General features: G+C 48.4%; 21 protein-coding genes. 16 read left to right on the forward strand and 5 right to left on the reverse strand.

Translation table 11 applies throughout. The annotated features are described in order from the left end of the window. From DXD12_RS12825 to glyA, 8 genes are all read left to right on the forward strand, one after another. A complete protein-coding gene (locus DXD12_RS12825) occupies nucleotides 1-2,022 on the forward strand; it encodes an FAD-dependent oxidoreductase (RefSeq protein ID WP_118638489.1) in 2,022 nt (673 codons plus the stop codon). Between the two features lie 99 nt (nucleotides 2,023-2,121). Next, the gene (locus tag DXD12_RS12830; RefSeq protein ID WP_022358823.1) at nucleotides 2,122-3,009 is read left to right on the forward strand and encodes a shikimate dehydrogenase; all 888 of its coding nucleotides are present in this window, start codon (nucleotides 2,122-2,124) and stop codon (nucleotides 3,007-3,009) included. Nucleotides 3,010-3,173: 164 nt separating this feature from the next. Then, on the forward strand, nucleotides 3,174-3,953 hold the full coding sequence (locus tag DXD12_RS12835) for a shikimate kinase (protein ID WP_118570134.1): 780 nt from the start codon (nucleotides 3,174-3,176) through the stop codon (nucleotides 3,951-3,953). 48 nt (nucleotides 3,954-4,001) lie between these two features. Further along, nucleotides 4,002-4,871 carry a shikimate dehydrogenase gene (aroE, locus tag DXD12_RS12840; RefSeq protein ID WP_118638490.1) on the forward strand — a complete coding sequence of 290 codons (870 nt, stop codon included), beginning with the start codon at nucleotides 4,002-4,004 and terminating at the stop codon, nucleotides 4,869-4,871. A 199-nt stretch (nucleotides 4,872-5,070) separates the two neighbouring features. Next, nucleotides 5,071-7,662 (forward strand): ATP-dependent chaperone ClpB, encoded by a 2,592-nt coding sequence (gene clpB / locus DXD12_RS12845; RefSeq protein ID WP_107001854.1) that lies wholly within the window; start codon nucleotides 5,071-5,073, stop codon nucleotides 7,660-7,662. Nucleotides 7,663-7,872: 210 nt separating this feature from the next. Beyond that, nucleotides 7,873-8,316, forward strand: a complete 444-nt coding sequence (gene rpiB / locus DXD12_RS12850; RefSeq protein WP_022358818.1) for a ribose 5-phosphate isomerase B — start codon at nucleotides 7,873-7,875, stop codon at nucleotides 8,314-8,316. A 133-nt stretch (nucleotides 8,317-8,449) separates the two neighbouring features. Beyond that, nucleotides 8,450-9,598, forward strand: coding sequence for an FprA family A-type flavoprotein (locus DXD12_RS12855; RefSeq protein ID WP_118523632.1), 1,149 nt, complete (start codon nucleotides 8,450-8,452; stop codon nucleotides 9,596-9,598). A 225-nt stretch (nucleotides 9,599-9,823) separates the two neighbouring features. Next, nucleotides 9,824-11,071, forward strand: a complete 1,248-nt coding sequence (gene glyA / locus DXD12_RS12860; protein ID WP_022358816.1) for a serine hydroxymethyltransferase — start codon at nucleotides 9,824-9,826, stop codon at nucleotides 11,069-11,071. Between the two features lie 156 nt (nucleotides 11,072-11,227). Here glyA and DXD12_RS12865 read toward each other — a convergent pair whose 3' ends face one another. Continuing rightward, nucleotides 11,228-12,214: an ornithine cyclodeaminase family protein gene (locus DXD12_RS12865; RefSeq protein WP_118469287.1), complete on the reverse strand. Its 987-nt coding sequence runs from the start codon at nucleotides 12,212-12,214 to the stop codon at nucleotides 11,228-11,230. A 277-nt stretch (nucleotides 12,215-12,491) separates the two neighbouring features. On the opposite strand from DXD12_RS12865, the gene DXD12_RS12870 reads away from it, so the two are divergent. Beyond that, complete coding sequence (locus tag DXD12_RS12870; RefSeq protein WP_118472544.1) at nucleotides 12,492-12,851, forward strand: DUF1622 domain-containing protein; 360 nt, start codon at nucleotides 12,492-12,494, stop codon at nucleotides 12,849-12,851. A gap of 64 nt (nucleotides 12,852-12,915) precedes the next feature. Here the strand turns inward: DXD12_RS12870 and DXD12_RS12875 are convergent, their stop codons facing one another. Continuing rightward, entirely contained in the window at nucleotides 12,916-14,025 is a 1,110-nt protein-coding gene (locus tag DXD12_RS12875; RefSeq protein WP_118629596.1) for a helix-turn-helix transcriptional regulator, read from the reverse strand. A 365-nt stretch (nucleotides 14,026-14,390) separates the two neighbouring features. On the opposite strand from DXD12_RS12875, the gene DXD12_RS12880 reads away from it, so the two are divergent. The 7 genes from DXD12_RS12880 (at nucleotide 14,391) to DXD12_RS12910 (ending at nucleotide 21,699) form a co-directional block, all read left to right on the forward strand. Then, complete coding sequence (locus DXD12_RS12880; RefSeq protein WP_207663959.1) at nucleotides 14,391-15,431, forward strand: proline racemase family protein; 1,041 nt, start codon at nucleotides 14,391-14,393, stop codon at nucleotides 15,429-15,431. 103 nt (nucleotides 15,432-15,534) lie between these two features. After that, nucleotides 15,535-16,599 carry a TRAP transporter substrate-binding protein gene (locus tag DXD12_RS12885; protein ID WP_022358811.1) on the forward strand — a complete coding sequence of 355 codons (1,065 nt, stop codon included), beginning with the start codon at nucleotides 15,535-15,537 and terminating at the stop codon, nucleotides 16,597-16,599. A 75-nt stretch (nucleotides 16,600-16,674) separates the two neighbouring features. After that, a complete protein-coding gene (locus DXD12_RS12890) occupies nucleotides 16,675-17,193 on the forward strand; it encodes a TRAP transporter small permease (protein WP_118469284.1) in 519 nt (172 codons plus the stop codon). A 9-nt stretch (nucleotides 17,194-17,202) separates the two neighbouring features. After that, on the forward strand, nucleotides 17,203-18,489 hold the full coding sequence (locus DXD12_RS12895) for a TRAP transporter large permease (protein WP_118469282.1): 1,287 nt from the start codon (nucleotides 17,203-17,205) through the stop codon (nucleotides 18,487-18,489). Nucleotides 18,490-18,599: 110 nt separating this feature from the next. Then, nucleotides 18,600-20,183 carry an L-serine ammonia-lyase, iron-sulfur-dependent, subunit alpha gene (locus DXD12_RS12900; protein ID WP_118638492.1) on the forward strand — a complete coding sequence of 528 codons (1,584 nt, stop codon included), beginning with the start codon at nucleotides 18,600-18,602 and terminating at the stop codon, nucleotides 20,181-20,183. A 225-nt stretch (nucleotides 20,184-20,408) separates the two neighbouring features. Next, nucleotides 20,409-21,086, forward strand: coding sequence for a DUF3990 domain-containing protein (locus DXD12_RS12905; RefSeq protein WP_107001858.1), 678 nt, complete (start codon nucleotides 20,409-20,411; stop codon nucleotides 21,084-21,086). Then, entirely contained in the window at nucleotides 21,067-21,699 is a 633-nt protein-coding gene (locus DXD12_RS12910) for a helix-turn-helix domain-containing protein (RefSeq protein WP_022358806.1), read from the forward strand. The genes DXD12_RS12905 and DXD12_RS12910 overlap by 20 nt, the downstream gene beginning before the upstream one ends. 29 nt (nucleotides 21,700-21,728) lie before the next feature. On the opposite strand, the gene DXD12_RS12915 is transcribed toward DXD12_RS12910, so the two are convergent. The 3 genes from DXD12_RS12915 to DXD12_RS12925 all read right to left on the reverse strand — a co-directional run bounded on the left by DXD12_RS12915 (nucleotide 21,729) and on the right by DXD12_RS12925 (nucleotide 26,384). Further along, nucleotides 21,729-23,147, reverse strand: a complete 1,419-nt coding sequence (locus tag DXD12_RS12915) for a HAMP domain-containing sensor histidine kinase (protein ID WP_107001859.1) — start codon at nucleotides 23,145-23,147, stop codon at nucleotides 21,729-21,731. A 52-nt stretch (nucleotides 23,148-23,199) separates the two neighbouring features. After that, complete coding sequence (locus DXD12_RS12920) at nucleotides 23,200-23,913, reverse strand: response regulator transcription factor (RefSeq protein ID WP_107001860.1); 714 nt, start codon at nucleotides 23,911-23,913, stop codon at nucleotides 23,200-23,202. Nucleotides 23,914-23,978: 65 nt separating this feature from the next. Then, nucleotides 23,979-26,384 (reverse strand): endonuclease MutS2, encoded by a 2,406-nt coding sequence (locus tag DXD12_RS12925; protein WP_117796702.1) that lies wholly within the window; start codon nucleotides 26,382-26,384, stop codon nucleotides 23,979-23,981. Nucleotides 26,385-26,493 lie beyond the last annotated feature (109 nt).

Genomic DNA, 26,493 nt, shown 5'->3' on the forward strand with positions numbered 1-26,493 from the left:
ATGAAGAGCAAATACCCCAAAATTTTTGAACCGATTACCATTAAGCGCATGACGATCAAAAACCGTGTTGCCATGACGCCGATGGGTACTAACTATGGCGAGACGAGCGGTGAGATGAGCAACCGCCATATGAATTATTATTCCCTGCGTGCCAAGGGAGGAACTGGTCTGATTATTCTGGAGAATGCCAATATCGAATATCCGGTTGGTTCCAATGGCACAAGCCAGATCCGCATCGATCACGACAGCTTTATGCCGCGTTACTATCAGTTAGTCGAGAATCTTCACAAGAATGGCGCGATGGTAGCGATTCAGGTTAACCATGCGGGCGCTTCTGCATCCTCTGCCAGAACAGGTATGGAGACGGTGTCTTCCTCCAATATCCCGACCAAGGCAGGCGGCGAGATTCCGCGTCCGATGACAAGGGAAGAGATCCTGACGACCGTAAAAAAATACGGCGAGGCGGCGAAACGTGTACAGGCGATCGGATTTGATGCGATTGAGATCCACTGTGGTCATTCTTATCTGATGAGTCAGTTTATTTCCCCGTATTACAACAAAAGAACCGATGAATTCGGCGGCTCCGTCGAGAATCGTCTCCGTTTCCCGAAGATGGTTCTGGAAGAGGTGCGGAAAAATGTAGGTCCGTGGTTCCCGATCATCGTCCGTATCTCTGCGGAAGAGCGCGTGCCGGGCGGCAACACGCTGGAAGACACACTGGAATACCTCGAATATCTGGATGAGTACGTAGATATGTACGATGTATCCTGCGGTCTGAACCCGTCCTTACAGTATCAGATTGACTCGAACTTTCTGCCGGATGGCTGGCGTTCCTACATGGCAAGAGCCGTGAAGGATAAATTTGGTAAACCGGTTATCAATGCGGGCAACTACCGCGATCCGGAGGTCGTTGAGAAAGTATTGGAGAGCGGCGATGTCGATATTGTCGGCATGGGACGCGGACTCATTGCAGAGCCGAACTGGGTCAGCAAGGTGCAGAACGGCGAGGAGGAGATTCTCCGTAAATGTATCTCCTGTAACGTCGGCTGTGCGGGAAACCGAATCGGCGTCAACCGTCCGATCCGCTGTACCGTCAACCCGGCTGTTCCGGAGGGCGATATCTACAAGAAGCTGAAAGTCAATAAAAACTGCAACGTAGTTGTAGTCGGCGGCGGTACAGCCGGTCTGGAAGCAGCCTGCACGGCAGCCGAGGTTGGATGCAACGTATTCTTATTAGAAAAGAGTGGTAAATTAGGCGGACTTTCCACCTTCATTTCCGACCTGCCAAGCAAGAACCGTATGAAAGACTTCCCGAAATATCTGGAAGCACGTGCGAAGAGACTGAAAAATCTGTATGTATTTCTGAACTGCGAGGCAACCGTGGACAAGATCAAACAGTTCAAGCCGGATATCATTGTCAACGCAACCGGTTCCGTTCCAGTCGTTCCGCCGATCAAGGGACTCAAGGAAAACATCGCAGCCGGTCATGTCGATACCATTTTCGAGATGATTCAGAAAGTAAAAGCCGGAGAATACCCGGATGATTTCTGCAAGGGCAAAAAAGTGGTTGTAGTCGGCGGCGGCTCCGTTGGCCTGGATGTTGTGGAGTATTTCGCACCGCGCGGCGCGAAGTGTACCATCGTGGATATGCTCCCGCAGATTGGTATGCTGGCAGATCCGATCACAAAATGTTCCATGCGTGAGACACACGACAAATATGGTGTGAAAGAGTATGTGAATACTGCGCTGCAGGAAGTCAAAGAAAACGCATTTACCGTGAAGCTGCCGGATGGCACGATCGAGGATCTGAACTTTGACCTCGGTTTCAACTGTCTGGGAATGCGCGCCAACAATCCGATTCTGGAACAGCTTGAAGAGGCATTTGACAACACAGATACCTTCATTTACCCGATCGGAGACTCTGTCCGCGCCCGCCGTATCATGGAGGGAACGATGGAAGGACGTGCGATTCTGAACGTGCTGGAAGCGAGAGGATTTTTAGAGCTGGCACCATTGGAGTAAGAAATTGAATATCGCATTTGAAAGATTCTGACTGTTCGCTGAACGAATGATATCGTTTTATTTGATTATAAAAAATAGAGAAGAAAAGAGGAAATTATCATGCCAAACATTACAGGACATACCGAATTAGTAGGATTAATGGCTTACCCGATCCGTCATACACAGTCTCCGACCACCCACAACCTTGCCTATGACAAGAATGGCGACGATGTTATCCAGCTTGCGTTCGAGGTAGACAACGATACCCTGGAAGCAGCGGTTGAGAGTATCCGTGCGCTGAAGATGCTGGGTTCCAACATCTCCATGCCGAACAAGACCGTCGTTCACAAATATCTGGATGAGGTAGACGAGGCTGCAAAGCTGTGCGGCGCGATCAACACTGTAGTCAACACCCGTGACAAAGACGGCAATGTAACCGGATACCTGAAGGGTTACAACACTGACGGTATGGGTTACTGGCAGGGAATCAAGGAAGAAGGCATTGATTTCAAGGGAATGAAGATGGTTCTCATCGGTACCGGCGGTGCAGCAACCGCTATCGCAGTACGCGGCGCACTGGACGGCATTGCAGAGCTGCATATCTTCAATATCAAAGATAAATTCTATGCACGCGGCGAGGAGATCGTTGATATCATCAACAAGAACTCTAACTGCAAGGCCGAGATGCATGACCTGGGCGATCTGGCACTCTTAAAAGAGAAAATGCACGAAGCAGACATTTTCTGTGATGCAACCGGCGTTGGTATGCACCCGCTGGAGGATCTGTCCAATATCCCGGATCCGTCCTATTTTCGCAAGGATCTGATCGTAACTGATACGGTATATGCACCGCGTGAGACCGTGATGATGAAGCAGGCCAAAGAAGCTGGCTGCACCCGCGTATACAACGGCATGAGCATGATGCTGTTCCAGGCGCTGATCGCGATTGAACTGTATACAGGAAAATCAACACCGGTGGATTACATGAAGGAGAAGCTGGGAATCTAATAAAAATATAGCTCGAACAGCAACACCTATCCCCCACAGTTATACCTGCTATTCCGCATTAGCACTTGCGTTCATATCCTGATTCGGGTATAATAATAAAACACACTTTCAATGTAAAGTGCAAAAGTGATTTGAATGAATACAAGTGAAGAAGGATGAGACAGATGGATGAATTAAAGAAGCTGCGAAATGATTTGGACATGTGCGACGAGATTCTGATCGATGCCCTGCGGATGCGCTGCCAGATTATCCAGGAGATTACAAATTATAAACAGAAAAACGGACTTCCGATTTATCAGGCAGAGGAGGAAGAGCGCAAGAAGAGCAAGATGCTTGCGAAGCTGGATGATTATGAATACAAAAAGTCAATCATGGCAGTTTACGACAGCGTCCTCTACCGGAGCAAACGGATCCAGTCCCATGAGTTGTTTGGATTCAATATTTTCCTGATCGGATTTATGGGAGTCGGAAAGAGCACCGTTTCGAATGCACTGCAGAATACCTTTGCGATGGATGTGGTGGAAATGGATGAAATGATCGCGAAAAAGAACAACATGAGCATTTCTGAGATCTTCGATCTGCACGGCGAGGCATATTTCCGCAACGAGGAGACAAACCTGCTTAAAGAGGTAGGAAACGAGAAGAACAAGATTGTATCCTGCGGCGGCGGCGTAGCGATGCGCGAGGTCAATGTACAGGAGATGCGAAAGAGCGGCAAGGTTATACTTCTGACCGCGAAGCCGGAAACGATTCTGGAGCGTGTCAAAGAGAACCATGACCGTCCGCTTCTGGAAAATAATAAGACAGTGGAATATGTTTCCGAACTGATGGAGAAGCGCAGACCGGCGTATGAAGCGGCAGCGGATATTGTGATCGCGACCGATGGAAAATCAGCGAATGAGATCTGCGAGGAGATCATTGCACAGGTGAAGAAGTTTAAATAATGTGACTGCTCAGAAAGTTCTGACAGAGAAAACGAAAGGGGAAAAAAGATGTCGAATCATATCACAGGACACACAGGTTTACTTTGTTTACTGGGAAGCCCAGTCGCACACAGTGTTTCGCCGGAGATGCACAACGAGGCGTGCAGCCAGTTGGGTCTGGATTATACATATCTGGCGTTTGATGTGCCGGAAGAGAAGATGCCGCAGGCGGTTGAGGGACTGCGGACGATGGGCGCGCGCGGCTGGAATATCACGATGCCGGGCAAAAATATCATGTGCAAGCTGGCAGACAAGGTTTCATCGGCTTCCGAGATTTCCGGCGCCTGCAATACGATTGTCAACGACGACGGTGTTCTGACTGCTTATACGACCGATGGCGTCGGATTTATGCGTGCAGTTGCAGAAAATGGTGTAGACATCATTGGCAAGAAAATGACGCTTTTAGGCGCTGGCGGCGCCGCAACCGCGATTCTTGTACAGGCAGCTTTAGACGGCGTGGCAGAAATTAACGTATTTAACGTCAAGGACGCGTTCTATCCGAGAGCCGAGGAGATTGTAAAGAAACTGAACGAGCGCACAGGGTGCAAGGTAACCCTGCATGATTACTCCGATCCGGAGATCCTGCGCCAGTCCATCGCAGACAGCGCGATTCTGGTAAATGGTACTTCCGTCGGCATGGCTCCGAAGACAGACAACACGATCATTACTGATACAACGATGTTCCACAAAGACCTGTTCGTATTCGATGTCATCTACAACCCGCAGGAGACCCGTTTACTGCGCGAAGCAAGAGCGGCAGGCTGCAAGACCAGCAACGGTATGTACATGCTTCTCTATCAGGGAGCTGCATCCTTTGAACTCTGGACAGGACAGCAGATGCCGGTGGAGATCATTAAAGAGAAATATTTTACAAAATAGGATTTGAAGAACGGCACACCGCATTCTCGCTACTTAGTGATGAGAATGCGGTGTGCCGTTTTTTTTAAAATGTTTTCACAAATTATTCATAAAAAATTAGCACTCTCCTCTTGACAGTGCTAATAACAAGTGTTATATTACTGCTAGAACAAAAGAAGACCAGAAGGTTTTAACAGATTGTTCGAAAGGAGGCAGGTTTATGAATATCAGTAAATTTACCCAGAAGTCTCTGGAAGCCGTTCAGAATACGGAGAAGCTGGCGTATGAATATGGAAACCAGCAGATTGATCAGGAGCATTTGCTGTACAGTCTTTTGACTGTGGAAGACAGCTTGATTTTTAAATTAATAACAAAGATGGGAATCTCGGGCGACCAGTTCCGTGATGAGGTGCAGCAGGCGATTGGAAAGCTGCCGAAGGTATCCGGCGGTCAGGTGTATTTCTCCAACGATGCCAACAAGGTGCTGGTGAACGCGGAGGACGAAGCCAAGGCGATGGGGGACGAGTATGTTTCCGTCGAGCACTTATTTCTGGCGATGTTAAAACAGCCGAATAAGGCGGTCAAGGAACTGTTCCGTCTCTACGGCATTACGAAAGAGAGCTTTTTGCAGGCGCTTTCGACAGTGCGCGGCAACCAGCGTGTTGTCAGCGATAATCCGGAGGCAACGTATGACACTTTAAATAAATACGGTTACGATCTGGTGGAACGTGCGAGAGATCAGAAGCTCGATCCGGTCATCGGCCGTGACGGTGAGATCCGTAACGTGGTTATGATTCTCTCCAGAAAGACGAAAAACAACCCGGTTCTGATTGGTGAACCTGGCGTCGGTAAGACAGCCGTTGTCGAAGGACTGGCACAGCGTATCGTGCGCGGCGATGTCCCGGAGGGCTTGAAGGACAAGAAATTGTTTGCCCTGGATATGGGCGCTCTGATGGCGGGCGCGAAGTACCGCGGCGAGTTCGAAGAGAGACTGAAAGCGGTGCTTGACGAGGTCAAGAAGAGCGAGGGACAGATTATTCTGTTTATCGATGAGCTGCATACGATCGTCGGCGCGGGCAAATCCGAGGGCGCGATGGACGCCGGGAATATGCTGAAGCCTATGCTGGCTAGAGGTGAACTGCACTGTATCGGTGCGACGACCCTGGATGAGTACCGTAAATACATCGAAAAAGACGCAGCTCTGGAACGTCGTTTCCAGCCGGTTCATGTTGATGAGCCGACCGTAGAAGATACGATTTCCATTCTGCGTGGTCTGAAAGAGAGATATGAGGTTTACCACGGGGTCAAGATTACCGACTCTGCGCTTGTATCGGCGGCAATCCTCTCGGATCGTTATATCACGGATCGTTTCCTTCCGGATAAGGCGATCGACCTGGTTGATGAAGCGTGCGCGATGATCAAGACAGAGATGGATTCAATGCCGGCGGAGCTGGATGAACTGTCGAGACGTATCATGCAGCTGCAGATTGAAGAGGCTGCGCTTAAGAAAGAGACTGACCGCTTAAGTCAGGATCGCCTGGCAGAACTGCAGAAAGAACTGGCAGAGCTCAAGAGCAGCTTTTCGACCCAGAAAGCCCAGTGGGAGAATGAAAAATCTTCCGTTGATAAGCTGTCCAAACTGCGTGAAGAGATTGAGCATGTAAATGGCGAGATTCAGGCAGCGCAGCAGGCATATGACCTAAACAAAGCGGCTGAACTCCAGTACGGCAAGCTGCCGGAACTGCAGAAACAGTTGGCGGAAGAGGAAGAGAAAGTGAAAAATCAGGATCTCAGTCTGGTACATGAGAGTGTCACCGAGGATGAGATTGCCCGGATTATTTCGAAGTGGACCGGTATTCCGGTTGCCAAACTGACCGAGAGCGAGCGCAGCAAGACCCTGCATATGGACGAACTGCTGCATAAACGTGTCATCGGACAGGATGAGGGCGTTACCAAGGTAACGGAGGCGATTATCCGTTCCAAAGCGGGCATCAAGGATCCGACGAAACCAATCGGTTCGTTCCTGTTCCTAGGTCCGACCGGTGTCGGCAAGACAGAGCTTGCAAAAGCGCTGGCGGAGGCATTGTTTGACGATGAGAACAACATGGTTCGTATCGATATGAGTGAATACATGGAGAAACATTCCGTTTCCCGTCTGATCGGAGCGCCGCCAGGATATGTCGGATATGACGAGGGCGGTCAGCTGACCGAGGCAGTACGGCGCAAACCGTATTCCGTTGTCCTCTTCGATGAGGTTGAGAAAGCGCATCCGGATGTATTTAACGTCCTGCTGCAGGTTCTGGATGATGGACGTATCACGGATTCGACCGGCAAAACTGTCGATTTCAAGAATACGATCCTGATTATGACCTCCAACATCGGTTCCCAGTATCTGCTGGACGGCATCGATGAAAAGGGACAGATCAAGCCGGAGGCGGAAAGCTCCGTTATGCATGACTTGAGAGCTCACTTCCGTCCGGAGTTCCTGAACCGTCTGGATGAGATTATTCTCTTTAAGCCGCTGACGAAAGGCAACATCGGAGGCATCATTGAGCTTCTGATTGCAGATGTCAACAAACGTCTGGCGGATAAGGAGTTAAAGATTGCCCTGACGGACGAGGCAAAGGATTTCATCATTGAAAATGGCTACGATCCGGTTTACGGTGCAAGACCGCTGAAACGGTACCTGCAGAAGAACGTTGAGACACTGGCAGCGAAGCTGATTCTGGCGGACGGCGTCCGTGCGGGCGATACGATAGAGATCGGGCTTTCGGATGGCAAGCTGACGGCTTCGGCTGTCCATAGCGCGTAAGCGGAAAACGTCTTACGGCGGATTTATAACTATTATATAGAAGAAACAATAGGGCGCGGAGAAGTGCGAAAGAGCTTCCTCTGCGCTCTTTTTATGTATTTCTGAGATTTTCACAGTCTTGACATTGCCCGGCAACTTTACTAAAATGATTCCATAATGACCGGACTATATCATTTGTTCCGGAAGTCAGTCAGATGAGGAGAAGATGAGATGAAAATTGCGATTGGAAATGACCATTCGGCGGTAGAACTGAAGAACATTATTGTGGATTTCCTGAAAGAAAAAGGAATCGAAGTGTTAAATCTGGGTACAGACAGCAGCGAGAGCTGTGATTATCCAGTTTACGGAGAGAAGGTAGGCCGTGCAGTTGTTTCCGGCGAAGCCGATCTGGGTATCGCAATCTGCGGTACCGGTCTTGGTATTTCACTGGCAGCTAACAAGGTAAAAGGCGTGCGCGCCTGCGTATGCAGCGAGCCGTACACAGCGGTGATGTCCCGCCGCCACAACGATGCCAATGTACTCTGCTTCGGCGCCCGCGTGGTAGGAAGTGAGCTTGCGAAGATGATCGTTGACGAGTGGATCAACGCAGAATTTGAGGGCGGACGCCATCAGAGACGCGTGGATATGATTATGGCGATTGAGGAGAAAGACTGATTCAGAGTCAGTCAGAGGTAACGGATGAAATCATAAGGCAGGCTGACAGCAGGATGCGAGATGCCTGTGAGAACAAAAAGAGGCAGCTGTAAAGAGATGGAGCAGCTGCGAAAAGAACAGGAGGAAGCAGGAGATGATCACAGAAGATATTCGCTACATCGGTGTAAACGACCATGACATTGACTTATTTGAGGGGCAGTATCAGGTGCCAAATGGTATTTCATATAACTCATACGTGATTATGGATGAAAAGATCGCGATCATGGATACGGTAGACAAGCGCAAACAGACGGAATTTCTGGAAAATCTGGAAACCGCACTGGCTGGAAGAACCCCGGATTATCTGGTAATCAGCCACATGGAGCCGGATCATGCATCAAGTATCCAGGCAGTCGTAGAACGGTATCCGGAAATCACATTGGTAGGCAATGCGAAGACATTTCCGATGCTGAAACTGTACTTTGATCTTGATACCAGCCGTGCGCTGACGGTCAAGGAGGGCGATACCCTGAAACTGGGGCGCCATGAGCTGACGTTCGTCATGGCACCGATGGTACACTGGCCGGAGGTTATGGTAAGCTATGATTCCTGCGACAAGGTGCTGTTCAGCGCCGACGGTTTCGGCAAGTTCGGTGCGCTTGATGTGGATGAGGACTGGGACTGCGAGGCGAGACGGTATTATTTCAATATTGTAGGAAAATATGGAATGCAGGTGCAGGCACTTCTTAAGAAAGAAGCCGGTCTTGAGATCCAGATCATCTGCCCGCTGCATGGACCGGTTCTGAAAGAGACGATCGGTCATGTGCTTGAAAAATACCAGATTTGGAGCAGCTACGGCGTCGAGTCTGAGGGTGTATTTATCGCATATGCGTCCCTGCATGGCAACACCGAGGATGCGGCGAAGAAATGCAAGGAAATTCTTGAGAAAAAAGAATGCCCGAAAGTGGCAATCGCGGATCTGGCGCGCGGTGATATGGCGGAGGCGCTGGAAGATGCATTCCGGTATGGAAAAATTGTATTGGCAGCACCGTCCTATGACGCGGGTGTGATGCCGGTTATGGCAGATTTCCTGCACCACTTACAGAGCAAGAATTACCAGAAACGCACCGTTGCCCTGATTGAAAACGGTTCCTGGGCGCCGAGTGCAGCGCGCACGATGAAGGGAATGCTGGATGCGATGAAGGAGATCACGGTGGTTGAACCGGTCGTTACGGTTCGCGGGGCGCTCAAGGAGAGCGATATTCCGTCGCTGGAGCAGATGGCGGAAGCGCTACTGGCATAAGAAGCGTCTGGTGACAGAATGAGCTTGTTTGCTTTTGGCAGATGGCGAAGTAAATGAGCAGAGAAATTCAAAAAATTGCGAAATAGTGAGCGTATTTAATGAGACTTGAAAAAGGCTTTTTTAAATAAAAAATCCGGAGAGACAAAAGTGTGGTTTTATATTTATATATGAAAAATCCACTTGATGATTTTGTATGGATGACAGAAAAGAATAGGAGAAACAGACATGGTAGATGAGGTAATGAAGTTCATTACAGAGGCAGACCCGGAAGTGGGAGAAGCCATTGAAGCAGAGGCAGCCCGTCAGAGAAGAAACCTGGAGCTGATCGCGTCGGAGAATATTGTATCGGAGCCGGTTATGATGGCGATGGGATCGGTATTAACCAACAAATATGCGGAGGGATATCCGGGAAAACGTTACTACGGCGGATGCCAGTGTGTCGATGTTGTAGAGTCCATCGCGATCGAGAGAGCGAAAAAACTGTTTGGCTGTGATTATGCAAACGTACAGCCGCATTCCGGCGCGCAGGCAAACATGGCGGTATTTATCGCAATGCTGAAACCGGGTGATACTGTTATGGGCATGAACCTGGATCACGGCGGACATCTGACACACGGAAGCCCTGTCAATTTCTCCGGTTTATATTTCAACATTGTGCCGTATGGTGTCGATGACAATGGCGTGATTGATTACGAAGAGGTAGAGCGCATTGCACTGGAAGCAAAACCGAAGCTGATCATTGCAGGTGCAAGTGCCTATGCAAGAGAGATTGATTTCAAACGTTTCCGTGAAATTGCAGACAAAGTAGGCGCATACCTGATGGTCGATATGGCTCATATCGCTGGTCTGGTAGCAGCCGGTCTTCACCAGAGCCCGATTCCGTATGCAGATGTTGTTACGACAACCACTCATAAGACACTGCGCGGACCGAGAGGCGGTCTGATTCTGGCAAATAAGGAAGCAGCTGAGAAGTTCAACTTCAACAAGGCGATTTTCCCGGGAACCCAGGGCGGTCCGTTAGAGCACATCATCGCTGGCAAGGCAGTCTGCTTCGGCGAGGCGCTGAAGCCAGAATTTAAAGAGTATCAGCTTCAGGTAAAGAAGAATGCAGCAGCGCTGGCAGCCGCACTTCAGAAGCAGGGATTCAAGATTCTGACCGGCGGAACCGATAACCACCTGATGTTAGTTGATCTGCGCGGCATGGATATTTCCGGTAAAGAGCTGCAGAACCGCTGCGATGAAGTATACATTACCCTGAACAAAAATACCGTTCCGAACGACCCGAGAAGCCCGTTTGTTACTTCTGGTGTCCGCATCGGTACTCCGGCTGTTACCACCCGTGGACTGAAAGAAGAAGACATGGAAGTCATCGCAGAGTGCATCTGGCTGGCAGCTACCGACTTCGAGAACAAGGCAGATTACATTCGTGCGGAAGTGACGAAACTGTGTGAGAAGTATCCGTTATATAAATAAGTAGAGAAGAATATGGAGCGAAAAATTTGCCAGTCTATAGATTCAGAAAAATGCTGGAAAATTAATGCACATATAACAATAAGAAAAAGGCTGTATTGCCTGCCGCATGGAAGCGCGCGGTAGGTGATACAGCCTTTTCTATTCCAACCATTTTTCCTAGAAATTAAGTTTTTGTCCAATTCCTTTTTCCAATGCTTTTTCATAGATAAGCTGTGCCGTCCGCACATCAAAGAGGCCCATGCCGACTGATTTAAAGCAGCGGGTCTCGTTCTGCTCATGCGGATGTCCCTGCTTGGTATCTTCGATCAGATCCTCGATAAAGTGGACGCGCTTCTGTGTCAGAACGCCCTTTTCCAGCGGAATTTTCAGATCGCCGCTCTCCTCGCAGGCATACGGAAGCTCGGTGTACGCGTTCTTGACGAGTTTCCACACCGCATCCGGCAGTTCGCGCCGTTCCGGACGCCAGGAGCCGATGGCAACAAAGCATTTGCCGCGAAGCAGCTCTTCATCATCCGGGTAGACCGGATCGACCGCCTGGGTGGCGGAGATCAGGACGCGGCTGTGCTCAGCCAGTTCACGGGTATCCGCGCAGGTATGAATCTGGATGTCGTTTTTTCCAAACGATGCCAGACGCGCCGATAAGCGCTCGATAAAGCCGGAAAGATCCTTAGCGTATGCGTCATACAGATAAATATCTGTGATCGGGCGCACCTCGCAGGCATAGAGAAGCTGGTGTAGTCCCTGCATACCGCAGCCAACCAGACCAACTGAGGCAGCATCCTCTGGAGCCAGATAGCGCAGTGCGACACCGCCGACCGCACCGGTCCGCATTGCGGTCAGGACACTTCCGTTCATAATCGCCTTCGGCAGACCGGTCTTTGCGTTATTTAAAATCATAAGTCCGTTCAGATACGGAATTCCCAGAGAGGGATTGTCCGGAAATTCGGATAACATCTTTGTACCGATGACGGAATCCAGAAAACACGGCATATAGAGCATCATATTTTTATCACGCTGTGCGATAAAACGATCCGGCATCTTATAATTGCCGCTTTTGTGAATCGCATACGCATCTTCGATCGCGTCCATGACATCCTCTAAGGTGACGGACTGCCACATTTCTTGTTCGCTGAGAAATAACATATCAAAACCTCCTGAATATTTATGAATGAAATAAAACATATATACTAAAAATAGATTTATCACAAATCAAATGTGGTTTGTATAGCTGGATTGTAGCAGTTTCACGTTTCATTGTCAAGATGAAAACAGAATAAAAATCAAGTTGCATATTTGAAATGGGGCGTGTATAGTAAAGAAAATTGTAGCGGTTCAGTGGGTTTATGCATTTACTGAGCTACAGGAAATGGATAAAATTAGTACAAGCGAGAAAGGAAGAATACCTGGAAAGGAAGGGGTAATGGGAGAAGTAATTAAAGTATTAGACTGGTTGTTAGAGAATTTGGTACAGATATGCACGGTCGTGCTAGAATTGTTTGGAATCATTGTGCTGGTTTCGACAGCGGTATCCTGCTTTGTTCAGTGGATACGAAACAAGCGTCAGCTGATCCGCCTGAATCTGGCACAGGGAATTGCGCTGGCGTTGGAATTTAAGATGGGCGGCGAGGTACTCAGGACGGTTGTGGTACGGGAATGGTCGGAACTTGGAATTTTGGGAGCCATCATTGTCCTTCGGGCAATGCTTACATTTTTGATTCATTGGGAGATCAAGAACGAAAAAAGAGAAACCCAGGAAGAGCAAGGAGGAAAGCTAGAGTAAAAAGGGGCACGAAAAAGGGAGTCTGCAGGATGAGCGGACTCCCTTTTTTCGTGGTTAAACAAGATTAATGCGAAAAATATTTGTCGTAGAAATGAAGGCGTTCCAGAATTTGCTTCTGGCTTTTGATTTCCATTTTGGAATAAATGGAAGCCAGATGCTTTTTGACAGTAGGGATGCTGACGAAGAGGGTGGAAGATATCTGATCGTTGGAATAGCCGCGCAGTAAAAGGCTTAAAACATTTACTTCTCGGTTCGTCAGGGAAAAATCCCGGCTGATCTGGGAAAGAGTACGATCCATCACATAGGATAAATCGAAGAACAGACATACAAAGCAGTCGTTGTCTGGTCCCTCCTTAAGATGGGAGCGGCTTACCTCCAGAAACAAAGGGCTGTTTTCCATCTTGTATTCGATATTTTGTCCGGTAATGCTTCCAGAACGGAGCAGCTGACGGCAAAGAGAGCGAAAACAATTGGAAATGGGGTTGTTGGATAAATCTGCAAATCCATGATTCTCCATGTATGTATGGTAGGTTGTGTTGCACCCGATAAAATTCAGTTTATCGTCAAAACAGCCGATTCCGATGCAGTTGTAATTTTCCAGTACATGAAATGCCCGTCCGATGTTGAGCTCCCGCCCGTAATTTTTAAATACGTTGCAGAAATGCGGCTGGAATAACCGGACAAGGCTTAATTCATCTGGCAGGAAATTTTTTTTATCGTTGGATCGGTGGATGGAAAACACACCCCGCAGATCCCGGTTCCGAATCGAAAAATTCGTTTCAATGGAATCATGCAGCCCCATGGGAAGTAGAAATTCCTGAAAATAAAGAGAATTTTTTCGAACCTCCTGATTGAACAGCTGGTTAGTCAGGAAAGTTACATTGCTGTCGGAGTCCAGAATCGACAGAACATCATCCATATGGCAGTATTCTTCCTGATACCGCCGTTTCTGTTCATCATTCCAGTTGATGGTGTAGATGGAATGGGTTTTGTAATTCTGTCCCTGCTTTTGGTAAAACAAAAAATTTGCTTTTTCAAAGAAAACAATATTGTTCAGGTTCAGGAAAAAACTCTCCATCCGTTTTTCAAGAAGAATTGAATCGTCGTAAAGTTCAGCAATGATCTGATTGACGTTTTCAATTCGTGATGTTGTAAAAAGATTTTCAGCACTCATGAAGATGCCTCCTTTCCCGTGAGTATTCAATTAGTGAAAACAAAATGGAATCAATACTAGACTATAGTCCAACTATTGTTTTAAACTATTTTTAATAGACTGATAATATATAAAGCATAATAAAATGTTGTTATGATTATTGCAAGTGGAAAAACTTTGAAAATAGAAAAAGTATCCAAAAGTATACTATGATAGAACCGAAAGTATCTACCGTTAACTGACGTCATGCATCATAATAACCAAAACACAAAAAACTTTGTATTAAAAATGATGTTTTTTGAAAGTTTTCATCATGATATGATTTTAACAACGAGATTTCAGAAAACTGAAAGAGAACGGACAAAATTTTTAATACGGAGGAGCCTATGGAAAAAAAGAATGAATTTTGTTTGCAGGAGATTAAGGGGAGAAAGGCAGTAACCTGTATCGAGACACATACAGAGGGAGAGCCAACCCGAACCATTTTATCGGGATTTCCGGAAATTCCGGGGAACACGATGGAAGAAAAGATGCTCTATATGATGCAGGAACAGGACTGGATGAGAAAAGCAATTTGTTTTGAACCGCGTGGAAATGACGTAATGTCCGGAACGATTGTTACCAAGCCGTGCAATCCGGAGGCAGATTTTGGTGTTTTATATTACGAGGTTGGAAACTGGATGCCGATGTGCGGACATGATACGATCGGAGTTTCAACGGCACTGATTGAAAGCGGACTCTTAAAAGCGGAGGAACCGTATACATATGCGACCTTAGATACACCATCTGGACTGGTAAAAGTGAAAATTGAGGTGAAAGATGGCAAGGCGGTGCGGGTATCCTTTAAAAATGCCCCGGCATTTGTGATGAATCGGGATGTAAAGGTACAGGTTCCTGGATATGGTGAGATTCCGTTAGACATCGCATACGGCGGAAATGTATTTGCGTTAGTACCGGCATCGGCAATGGGCTTAAAGCTGGATAAAGAAAATGCAAAAGAGATTGTCGAAAAAGGAAATTATCTTAAAAAGTTTATCAATGAGCAGGTAACAGTCAAGCATCCGTATCTGGAAATCATGAACCAGGTAACGCATGTGGAATTTTTCGAACCGGGTACAGAAGGGGTTTCGGATGTAAAAAATGCAGTTGTCATTCCCCCGGCAGCGATTGACCGAAGCCCTTGCGGAACCGGTACATCAGCGAAGATGGCACTTCTTCATGCGGAAGGAAAGCTGGCAGTCGGACAGCCGTTTGTGCATGAGAGCCTGATTGGAAGTTTATTCCACTGCCATATCGTTGAAGAGACAGAGGTGGCAGGAATTCCGGCAGTAGTACCGGAGATCAGCGGACGGGCGTTTGTGATGGGAGAGAGTACATGGTTATTCGATCCGGACGATCCATTCCCGGAAGGTTTCTTATTAGGCTAAATTGATAGAAACAAAATAAGAGTTTAAAGGTACAGGGAGGTACTTCTGAGGGAAAGAAGTACCTCGGGAGTTCACATAAAAACAGTACAAAGGAGGATACTTTATGAAAAAGAGATGGCTTTGCGGTACGATGGCATTGGTAATCGGAGCGATGGCAATGGCGGGGTGTTCAGGCGGAAATTCTTCTTCATCCGCATCTGCAGCCGGAACCGAAGCAGCAGATAGTGGTTCCAGCGTAGATACTTCCGGAGCGGAGATGACGATCCGTGTAGCACATGTATGTGGAACCGGTTCTCCGTATGATTACGGTGCGAATGCTTTTAAAAAGCTGGTCGAGGAGGGCAGCAACGGACGGATTAAAGTAGAGGTTTATGCAGGCGATATGACAACCGACGAGGTTGAGTGTGTTGAGATGGTTCAGAATAATAACCTGGAAATCGGCTGGGTAGGAACTGGTGCACTGGGCGGATTTGTACCAGATTTAGGCATTTTTGAGCTTCCATTCCTGTTTGAGGATGAGGATAATGTCAATAAAGCGCTGGAGGGAGAATTTGGCAATTCCCTTCTGGAACAGTTAAGCGCGGTTGATGGAATTACAGGACTTGGTTTCCATGAGGATGGCTGGAGAAATATCCTGACTAAAGATAAGACAATTAATACCGTAGATGATATGAAGGGCGTTCGTATGAGAACCATGCAGAATGAAGTTTGCGTGGCAACCTACGAAGCACTTGGTGCTACACCGGTTGCATTGGCATCTGGTGAGCAGTTCACAGGACTTCAGAATGGCGTTGTAGATGGAACAGACAATAGTGCATTATATGCAGTAGCAGATGGTTATATTGAGGTTGTTAATAATATCTGCGATATTCATCATTACTATTCCAGCGGTATCATTGTTGCTTCTTCAAAATGGTATGAGGGTTTAAGCGAAGAAGACCAGAAACTCGTGAAAGAGTCAGCTATAAAAGCAGGCGAAGAGCAGAGAGCTTGGTTCCTGGAAAATGACGAGGCAAAGATTGCTGAGTATGAAGAAAAAGGTTATACCGTAACACGTCCGACTGATATTGATGCATGGAAAGAAAAAGTTGCTCCGGTATATGATAAAATGTACGCGGCACATCCGACCTGGGAAGGTCTGGTTGAGATGGTTCGCGCAGCGAAATAAAGTACAATAATTTTTGAACTATCATGTACTCCCGGAGCCTGTTTTCGGGAGTACATTTACAAAGAGGGGAGAAAAATGGCAGGATTGATTGAAAAACTTCACAAGATTGGCGACGTGATCAATACGGTTGCCAGAGTTGCATTAGGGGTTACGTCAATTGCTTTATGTATCGCGGTAATCGGCCAGTTTATTTTGCGATGGTTTGGAGCTACGATGCCATGGGCAACGGAGTTCTCCTGTTATATCTTCGTTTGGACCACGATGCTTGGCAGTGCCGTAGCAAGCCGTCATCTGCTTCATATCGGTGTTGACATGGTAATTAACTTGTGCCATGGAAAAACACGTCAGTTTATGCTGGTTCTGGCGGATGTGATTTTATTATTTGCACTTGTTTTATTTACAATTTCAGGTTGGAACTATACAGTTGCACAGATTCCACATCTGGGAACGACGATCAAGGTTTCGCTGGCGCTCTTTTATGCAGCCCTTCCGGTCAGCGGTCTCATTATGATTTATTATACATTTGTGCAGCTTCTTGAAAATATATGTTACGGGGAAGCGAAAAAGATTCCTCTTCCGGGGGATGAAGAGTAGGAGGTCAATATGTTCAGCAGTATAATTTTATTTGGAAGCTTTTTCTTGTTTCTTGCATTAGGCGTTCCGATTGCTTTTGTATTGATCGTAGCGACGGTCTCCTATGCGCTTTTAAGTACCGGTGATGCCAACCTGGCGTTGGTTCCGCAGCGAATTATCTATGGTATTAATAGTTTTACCATGCTTTGTCTTCCATTCTTCGCTCTGGCAGGAAATATTATGAATCACGGCGGTATTACCATGCGTCTGGTTCGTTTCGCACAGGCATTCGTTGGACATATCAAGGGTGGTCTGGCGATGGTAGACATCCTGGTATGTATGATGTTTGGTACAGTTTCAGGCTCGGCGGTAGCTGGTACGGCGGCAGTTGGATGCCTGATGATTCCGGCAATGAAGGATGAAAAGTATGATCCGGCGTTTACAGCAGGTCTGACCGCGTGTGCATCCTGCTGCTGCCCGATTATCCCACCGAGTCTGGCATTCGTTATTTACGGTGCGGCAGCGAAGGTATCCGTTGGCGATATGTTTATCGCCGGAGTAGTACCGGGTATCCTGATGGGTATTATCATGATGCTGGTTGTTTATGTATTTGCAGTGAAACGTGATTTTTCAGCAGGTCCTAAGACAAGCTGGAAGGAAAAATGGGAAGCAACCAGACAGGCACTTCCATGTATCGGACTTCCGATCATCGTTGTTGGCGGTATCATGGGTGGTTTCTTTACTCCGACCGAGGCAGCGGCGGCAGCGGTTCTTTATTCCCTGATTTTGTCGGCATTTGTATACCGGACCGTTGGCTGGAAAGAGCTCTGGAAATCGATTATCGACAGCGCGATCGACAGTGGTACGGTTATGCTGATTGTCGGCGGCTGCTATCTGTTTGGATGGGTTATCTCCAATGAGAGATGGGCAGTTTCTGTAACGAATATGCTGGTTGGTCTTCATACTTCTTTAGCAGTGAAACTGTTACTGGTCAATCTGGTTCTTCTGGTTGTTGGTATGTTTATGGATAGTGCTCCGGCAATCATGCTGGTAGCGCCGATTCTGGCACCGGCGATGGCAAGCCTGGGCGTTGACCCGATTCAGACTGGTATGATTGTCTGCCTGAACCTGACCATCGGTCTGGCAACTCCGCCGGTAGGTGTCTGCTTATACACGGCAACCAATATTGCAAGATGTAAATTTGGAGATACGGTTCGAAATGCAATACCATTCCTAGTAGCGATGCTGGCAGCATTAGCGATTATTACGAATGTTCCGGTAGTATCCAGAATTCCATTTATTTTAATGGGACGATAGAAACGAGAGGGGACGTTGAAGTTGGACGTTCCCTTTTCCTTTACAAAAACACGAATCAAAAATGATGAATAAAAAACATGGAATGATTGATACAAAAAGGAGGACAAACCATGGAAAAACTACCCTGCAGTATCTTCAATGATGTACTCGGTCCGGTGATGCGCGGACCTTCCAGTTCCCATGTGGCGGGGGCGGCGCGGATCGCCTCCATGATCCGGCAATCTCTGGATGCACCGGTGAAAAAAGCGATTGTTGATTTTGATGTCAATGGTGCGCTGGCGGCATCGCACACGGGACACGGAACGGATATGGGATTTGCCAGCGGGCTTTTGAATATGGAGCTGGATGCGCCGGATGTCGCACAGTATGAGGCGATTGCGAAAGAACGGGGATTGGAGATCGAATACCGGATCCTTGATTATGGGGCAGAGCATCCGGGCAATTACCGGGCAGAGGTCTGGGACCAGAATGGAAATGTCGTGCATTGGGAGGCGATCGCAGTCGGCGGCGGTATGGTCGAGATGCAGAAATACGAGGAATTTTCGGTGCAGATAGCCGGAGATTTCTATGAGCTTCTGGTGATTGCGGAGGTGGCACCGGGAATTAGGGAAAAGATAGAAGCACTTTTGCCGGATGTTGAATTTTTCCAGAGCGATCAGAAGGAAGGTCAGATTTTATATAATTGGAAATTAGCTGTTCCGCTGACAAAAGAGGTGATTCAAGCCGTCCGCGGTGTGGCGGGTGTCGGTCAGGCGTGCTATCTTGAACCGGTGCTTCCGACGCATTCCAGCAGTACGTGTCAGGTTCCATTTTCGACGGCAGCTGCCCTGGTTGATTATGCGAAAGAGCATCCGATGGATTCCTGGGAGTATGCGTTGGAATATGAGGCCTGTCGGGGCGGTCAGTCGAAGAAAGCGGTTTACCATCAGATGGAACAGATTCTGTCGGTCATGGAACAGGCGGTTGAGACGGGATTAGCCGGGACGAAATATCAGGACCGTATTCTGGGCGAGCAGGTCAGCAAGGTGGCAGCAGCCGAGCAGGCAGGACGCCTGATTCCGGATCCGATTGTTAATGAGATCATCCGCTGTATCACGGCGGTGATGGAAAGCAAGAGCTCCATGGGCGTGATCGTAGCGGCACCGACCTGTGGTTCCTGCGGATGCCTGCCGGGAACGGTCATCGGACTGGCGCGGGCGCTGTCACTTCCGAGAGAAACGGTAGTACAGGGGCTTCTGGTTGCGGGTCTGGTCGGTGTCTTTTTCGCAGAGGAAGCGACGTTTTCGGCGGAAGTAGCAGGATGTCAGGTAGAGTGCGGTGCCGGTTCTGGTATGGCAGCGGCGGCACTCACGGCGATGATGGGCGGAACCATCGAAAATTGTATGGATGCGGCGTCTGTAGGACTCCAGAACATCACAGGACTTGCCTGCGATCCGGTTGGAAACCGTGTTGAATGGCCGTGCCTCGGCAAAAATATCATGGGCGGAAGCAATGCGCTCGCCAGCGCCAATATGATTCTGGCAGGCTACGACAAGGTGATCCCGCTGGATGAGACGATCGGCGCGATCTATGAGATCGGTCTGTCGCTGCCGCTGGAACTGCGTTGTACCTTTGGTGGTCTTGGAAAGACAAAGACTGCCCGGGAGATTCTGAAGCGGTCCGACGCGCATTTTCCGGGGGAAGAGGCGCGGTAGGTGTAATTCGAAACATCGTGAAAGGACAGTTACAGTTTGTGTAAGGTGCGTACTGTAAGGTGGCATATCTTTTTAAGATCTGAAATAAAAATTGATTAAATAACTCTATAGAGATATAATATTAATAAAAATATCTCTATAGAGTTATTTTCATTAAAACGAATCTATTTTTTATATACCACATGTTTCTACTTGCTCCCATAATAGATAAGGAGGTTCCTCAGAATGAGAAAAATTTTATATCACGGTTCCTTGGAAATTATTTCTACTCCTATGTATGGTCAGGGAAAGGTCTATAATGACTACGGACAGGGCTTTTATTGTACGGAGAGTCTGGAGCTGGCGAAGGAGTGGTCGTGCGCCGAGCGGGAGGACGGCTATGTGAATCAGTATGAAATGGATGAAACCGGTCTTTTGATTTTAAATTTGATGGAGAAGCACTACAGCGTTCTTCATTGGCTGGCGATTTTGATGAAATACCGGAAAATCCGCCTTTCTTCGGCGGTCATGAAACGGGGAAGAGAGTGGCTGCTGGAACATTTCCTCCCGGATGTGGACGGATATGATGTGGTGATTGGGTACCGGGCGGATGATTCGTATTTTTCATTTGCAAGGGCGTTTGTAAATAATGAAATATCGTTAGAGCAGCTTTCGTATGCGATGCGGCTGGGAAAATTGGGAGAGCAGTATGTATTAAAGAGTCAGAAGGCATTTCAGGCGATACACTTTCTTTCTTATGAAGGAGTAGATTCAGTGGAATATTATGTAAAACGAAGAGCCAGGGATGAGCAAGCTAGAAATGCATACCGGAAAAAGGTGGAAGAGGATGATATCGACGGTATTTATATGCGGGATTTGATTCGAGGGGAGGTGTCGGCTGAGGATGAGCGCTTATGGGATTGAATATCTGGATGATGCGATGAGAAATCTGGGGGAAATGACAGATTATGCGGTCAATGCCTGTGGGATGGATCTGGAAGATTTTTGGAAATTGTTTCTTACAACCGGGTATGCAGAAAAATTTGGGGAAGGTGTACCAAGAGTAGTGAGCGGCTTTTCTGGAACGGAGCTTGCGGAGGAAGTGCTTCGAAAAGCGGGAAAAAAGGACGAACTGCCGGAACCGCAGGTAGAATTTACCTGTTCCAGAGAGTATTGGAGTGGCTGGATACTGGCGTATTATCAGTGGTACAGTGAGAAGAAATTTAAGGAAATTGAAGCAGGGCTTCCGGTCCGGGAGGTTGTGGAAATGTATCCGGCACTTCATGAAGCTCCGGAGGATAAATTTGTTGAGGCGGCAGACAGAATCATTCGAAGAAAAGAGCAGGGGAAAAACGCGTTGCGGCGGATCCGGAAGATGGCGGGATATACCCAAAAGGATCTTTCAGAGCAATCGGGGGTTACGCTGCGGAGTATTCAGCAGTATGAACAGGGAAAAAAGAAGATTCAAAAAGCATCCGCAGAAACCGTGCGTGCGCTTGCACGGTCACTGGGATGCCAGATGGAAGATTTGCTGTAATTGCGAAGGGATTGGACAGTTTCAATTTGCTATAGCGCCGTCGCCTTCGGCAGACTGAAAATAAATTCCGTCCCCACGCCCTCGGTGCTGACAACGTCGATATTTTCCCCATGTGCCTGAATAATCTCTTTGACAATCGCAAGCCCCAGCCCGGTGCCCTTTTTATCTTTTCCGCGCGATAAGTCGGTCTTGTAGAAACGTTCAAAGATTTTCTTCTGGCTGTCCTTCGGGATGCCGATGCCGGTGTCTTTGACGGAAATGAAGATTTTTTCATACCGGATGGAGGTCTGGATGTAAATGATCGAATCCTCGTGGCTGAATTTGATCGCGTTGTCGATCAGGTTGTAGAGAACCTGCTGGATTTTTCCGAGATCAGCGTAAACCATCTGGATGCTATCCGCAAAGGTCAGGTCAAACGTGATGCCTTTCGCGCTGCACGTGCCCTCGAAGGTTGCGGCGGTATCCTTGATCGTCCGGTTGATATCGAAATTTGTCCGGGTTAAGTAGCCTTTGCTGTCCAGGGAGTTGAGTGTCAGCATGCCCTGTGTCAGTTTGTTAAGGCGTTCGGTTTCGGAAATGACGATGTGCAGGTATTTATGATAGAGTTCCTGCGGGATTGTGCCGTCGAGAATCGCCTCGAGATAGCCCTTGATGGAGGTCAGCGGCGAGCGGAAATCGTGCGATACGTTCGCGATGAAATTGTGCTGGTACTGTTCCATTTCATTTAACTCGCTGGACATATAGTTTAATGTGCTGGCGAGATAGCCGATCTCGTCGTGGGTGGTAATCGGGATATTGTGTGCCAGGTTTCCGGCTGCATATTCATTGGCTGCGACCGTAATCTTTTTGAGCGGGAAATAGACCACTTTTGTAAAAACAAGAAGCACCACCAGGGATAGGAAGAACAGGATGATCGATGTTATGTAAATAATATTTAGAAATCCGTTCTGTTCCGCCTCAATGTTCTGGATTGGCATATGAATCACGATGTAGCCGTAGGTCTTCATATTGCCTGTGATCGGGGCGGAAACGGAGAGTACTTTGCTGTCAAACAGGTTGTAATACTGTCCGATGGAATAGAGCCGGTTGCCCTGTGCGGTCGGGTCGAAATCGTCGATTGCGATGCCGGTACGACTGTCGCTGCTGTCCGCAACGATGGTGCCCTCATGGTTCAGGATCCAGATATCCGATTGCAGATAGGCGGAAACCGCCTCGAGCTGTGGGTATGCCGAGTCGAGATTGATGGTTTTGCCCTCGTAGGCTTTGCTGCACCGATCGGCAATCATGGTCGCCTCGTCATACAGAACCTCCGATTCGCGTTCCACCAGATGGTGGTAGGTCATCTCAGATGAGATGGTCGCGATCGTGATGAATCCAAGCAGACCGAAGATGAGATAGCCGATCAGCAGTTTATAATAAAGAGAATGTGTGTAGTGGTTTGATTTCATGGTAAACCTCCGGTTACCTCTTCACGTAACAGTTCAGTTCCTTTACTAACAGTTACCGTTTTACCTCAAATTTATATCCAATCCCCCAGACGGTCGTCAGCGCCCACTTGTCGTTGCCCTTGATTTTTTCACGGAGCCGCTTGATATGGACATCTACCGTCCGCGTGTCGCCGATGTATTCATATCCCCAGATATGGTCGAGAAGCTGCTCCCTTGTGAATACCTGGTTTGGTGAGGACGCGAGGAAATAGAGCAGTTCCAGTTCCTTCGGCGGCAGCTCGATCGAGTGTCCGTTGTAAATGACGGAGTAGTTCGTCAGGTTGACGATGAGATCCGGATATTCGACAAAATTGCCATGCTGTTCGGTCACGGACGATGCAGGCATCTGCACCGGCAGCTGGTAGCGCCGCAGAACGGCTTTGACTCTGGCAACCAGCTCTTTCGAATCGAATGGTTTGATCATGTAGTCATCGGCGCCCAGCTCCAGCCCCAGCACCTTATCAAAGATTTCGCCCTTGGCGGAGAGCATGATGATTGGCACCTGGGAGGTGCTTCGCAGTTCCCGGCAGACCTGATAGCCGTCGATGCCCGGAAGCATCAGATCAAGGAGAATCAGGTTGGGCTGAAATTCGGGAAATACCCGGAGAGCTTCTTCCCCGTCTCCGACAATTTTCGTTTCAAAACATTCTTTCGTCAGGTAAAGTGAGATTAGTTCAGCAATGTTGTAGTCGTCATCTACGATGAGAATGCGCTGCTTTTCAGCCATGTTGATTCCTCCTGTTTTTTTGGATATTTGTAACTGTTCAGTACCTTCACAGTTATGGATATTTCTTATTTAAATGTCACGATTGTAACGCCTGTATCGCCTTCGCCAAATTCGCCAAGCCGGTATTCCTTGACATAGCTTAATTTCTTCAAGTGGCGGTGTACGCCCGCTTTCAAAGCGCCGGTTCCACGACCATGTACGACGCGGACCTGCGGAAGATGCGCCAGGTAGGCATCATCCAGGTATTTGTCGAGTACCGGGATCGCCTCATCGACGGTCATGCCAATCAGGTTGACCTCCGGCGATACGCTGAAGGACTTGGACATCTTGATCTTGCTGCTTCCGCTTCCGGATCCGCGGGAACCGCCCGTATGCGTGCCGGAAAGTCCCGGTCCGGTGATGGATGCTTCCTCGACCATTTCCAGATCTCGGATATTGACGAGGGAGCGCAGAATTCCCATCTGTACATACAGATCGCCCTTGGCGTTCGGCAGGGAGCTGACGGTTCCCTTTAAATTCATCGAGAGAACGCGCACGGTATCGCCGAGACGCAGCTTTTTCGCGGAAACGGCTTTTTTCGGTGCGGCGGTTTTCTTAACTGCCAGTTTCTTGTCTACATCCTGGATCTTGCCGCGCAGCTTGGTCCGCTCGGCTTCCAGTTCTTTATTGACGCCGGAAGACTTGGCAAGCTTGTTGATGTTGCGGATCGTCTGATCGGCGGTGTCCTTTGCATCCTGAAGGATCTTCTGAGCTTCCTCGCGGGCTTTGGAAAGCATTTTTTCCTTCTGCTCGGAGAAACGTTCTTCCTTCTGCTGGAGGCGGTTCTTCAGCGTTTCAATCTCCTGTTTATAGGAGGCGATCTCTTCGCGCTCTTTTTCAATGGTCACGCGGCTGTTTTCCAGATTGGCAAGCAGATCCTCGAAGGATTCGTCCTTCTGCTCCATCTGGTTTTTCGCCTCGTCGATGATATAATCCGGCAGCCCCAGCTTGCGGGAAATGGCAAATGCATTACTTTTTCCTGGAATACCGATGAGCAGGCGGTAGGTCGGGCGGAGAGTCTCGACGTTGAACTCGCAGCAGGCATTTTCAACGCCTGGCGCGGTCAGCGCAAAGACTTTTAATTCGCTGTAATGCGTGGTTGCGATCGTCCGGCAGGTCATGTTGTGCAGGAAATTTAAAACCGCAATCGCCAGCGCCGCGCCCTCGGTCGGGTCGGTACCGGAACAGAGCTCATCGAAGAGACAGAGCGAATTGGCGTCCGCCTCATTTAAAATCGAAACGATATTCGTCATATGGGCGGAGAATGTACTCAGATTCTGCTCGATGCTCTGCTCATCGCCAATGTCGGCAAATACATTGTCAAAAACAGCCAGCTCGGATCCTTCAAATGCCGGGATATGGAGTCCTGACTGCCCCATCAGGGTAAAGAGTCCGACGGTTTTTAAAGAAACGGTTTTACCACCCGTGTTTGGACCCGTCACAATCAGAAGGTCAAACGAATCGCCAACCCAGATGTTGATCGGAACGACCTGTTTCGGATTTAAGAGCGGATGGCGTCCGTCCTTGATATTGATATACCGTTTGTTGTTAAATTTCGGTTCCACGCAGTTATAGTGGCGGGAAAGAGCTGCCTTTGCGAAAATGAAATCGAGCTCTGCCAGAATCGAAAGATCCGAGAGGATCGCGTCGGTGTAAGGCATAAGCTGGCTGGAAAGAGCTGCCAGAACGAACTCAATTTCCCGTTTTTCCTGGATTTCCAGCTCGCGCAGTTCGTTGTTCAGCTTGACGATCGCGAGCGGCTCGATAAATACAGTCGAACCGGTCGAGGACTGGTCGTGCACCATGCCTGGGACCTGGGATTTATACTCAGCCTTGACCGGCAGGCAATAGCGCCCGTCGCGCATTGTGATGACGGCATCCTGTAAATAGGTCCGGCTGGAATTTAAAATAGAATTTAACTGGGTATGGACGCGTCCGCCCACGATCTTCATGGAGCGGCGCACTTTGGCAAGTCCCGGACTTGCGTCATCGCTGACCTCATCCTCGGATGGCAGGCAGCGCTTGATCTCATTGTTGACCGGCGTCAGCGGATCCAGGGCGCGGAAGCGCTCATCAAGGGAATCATCTGGAAATTCTTCGGATTTCTCATGGCGTCCGTAGCTCTGCGCGCGGGCAGCGACTGTCAGCAGGGAGCTGACAGCGAGAAGCTCCGGGATCCCCAGGGAACTTCCGATTTCTAGACGTTTCATGGAACCACGCACATCCTTCACGCCGCCGAAGGAGAGACTTCCCTTCATGCGGACGCGCGTCAGGGCATCGGTCGTCTCCGTCTGGCTCTGCCGGATCGTCCCCAGATCACAGGACGGCTGCAGTTCCCGGCACATCTGTTTTCCCATCTCTGTGGAGGCGTACTCCGTGAGCTGGTCGATGATCTTTGTATATTCGAGAGTTTTTAATGCTTTTTCATTCATGTTGTGGTAATCCTCTTAATTTAAATGGTGTTCACATGATACCGTGACCACTAAATTCGTGAAAGACCTCATTAAGTGGTCAGGTATAAGTTCTCACTAGACTCGAAAA

It is taken from the genome of Clostridium sp. TF11-13AC, from assembly GCF_003481065.1.
Lineage (GTDB): Bacteria > Bacillota > Clostridia > Lachnospirales > Lachnospiraceae > Otoolea > Otoolea fessa.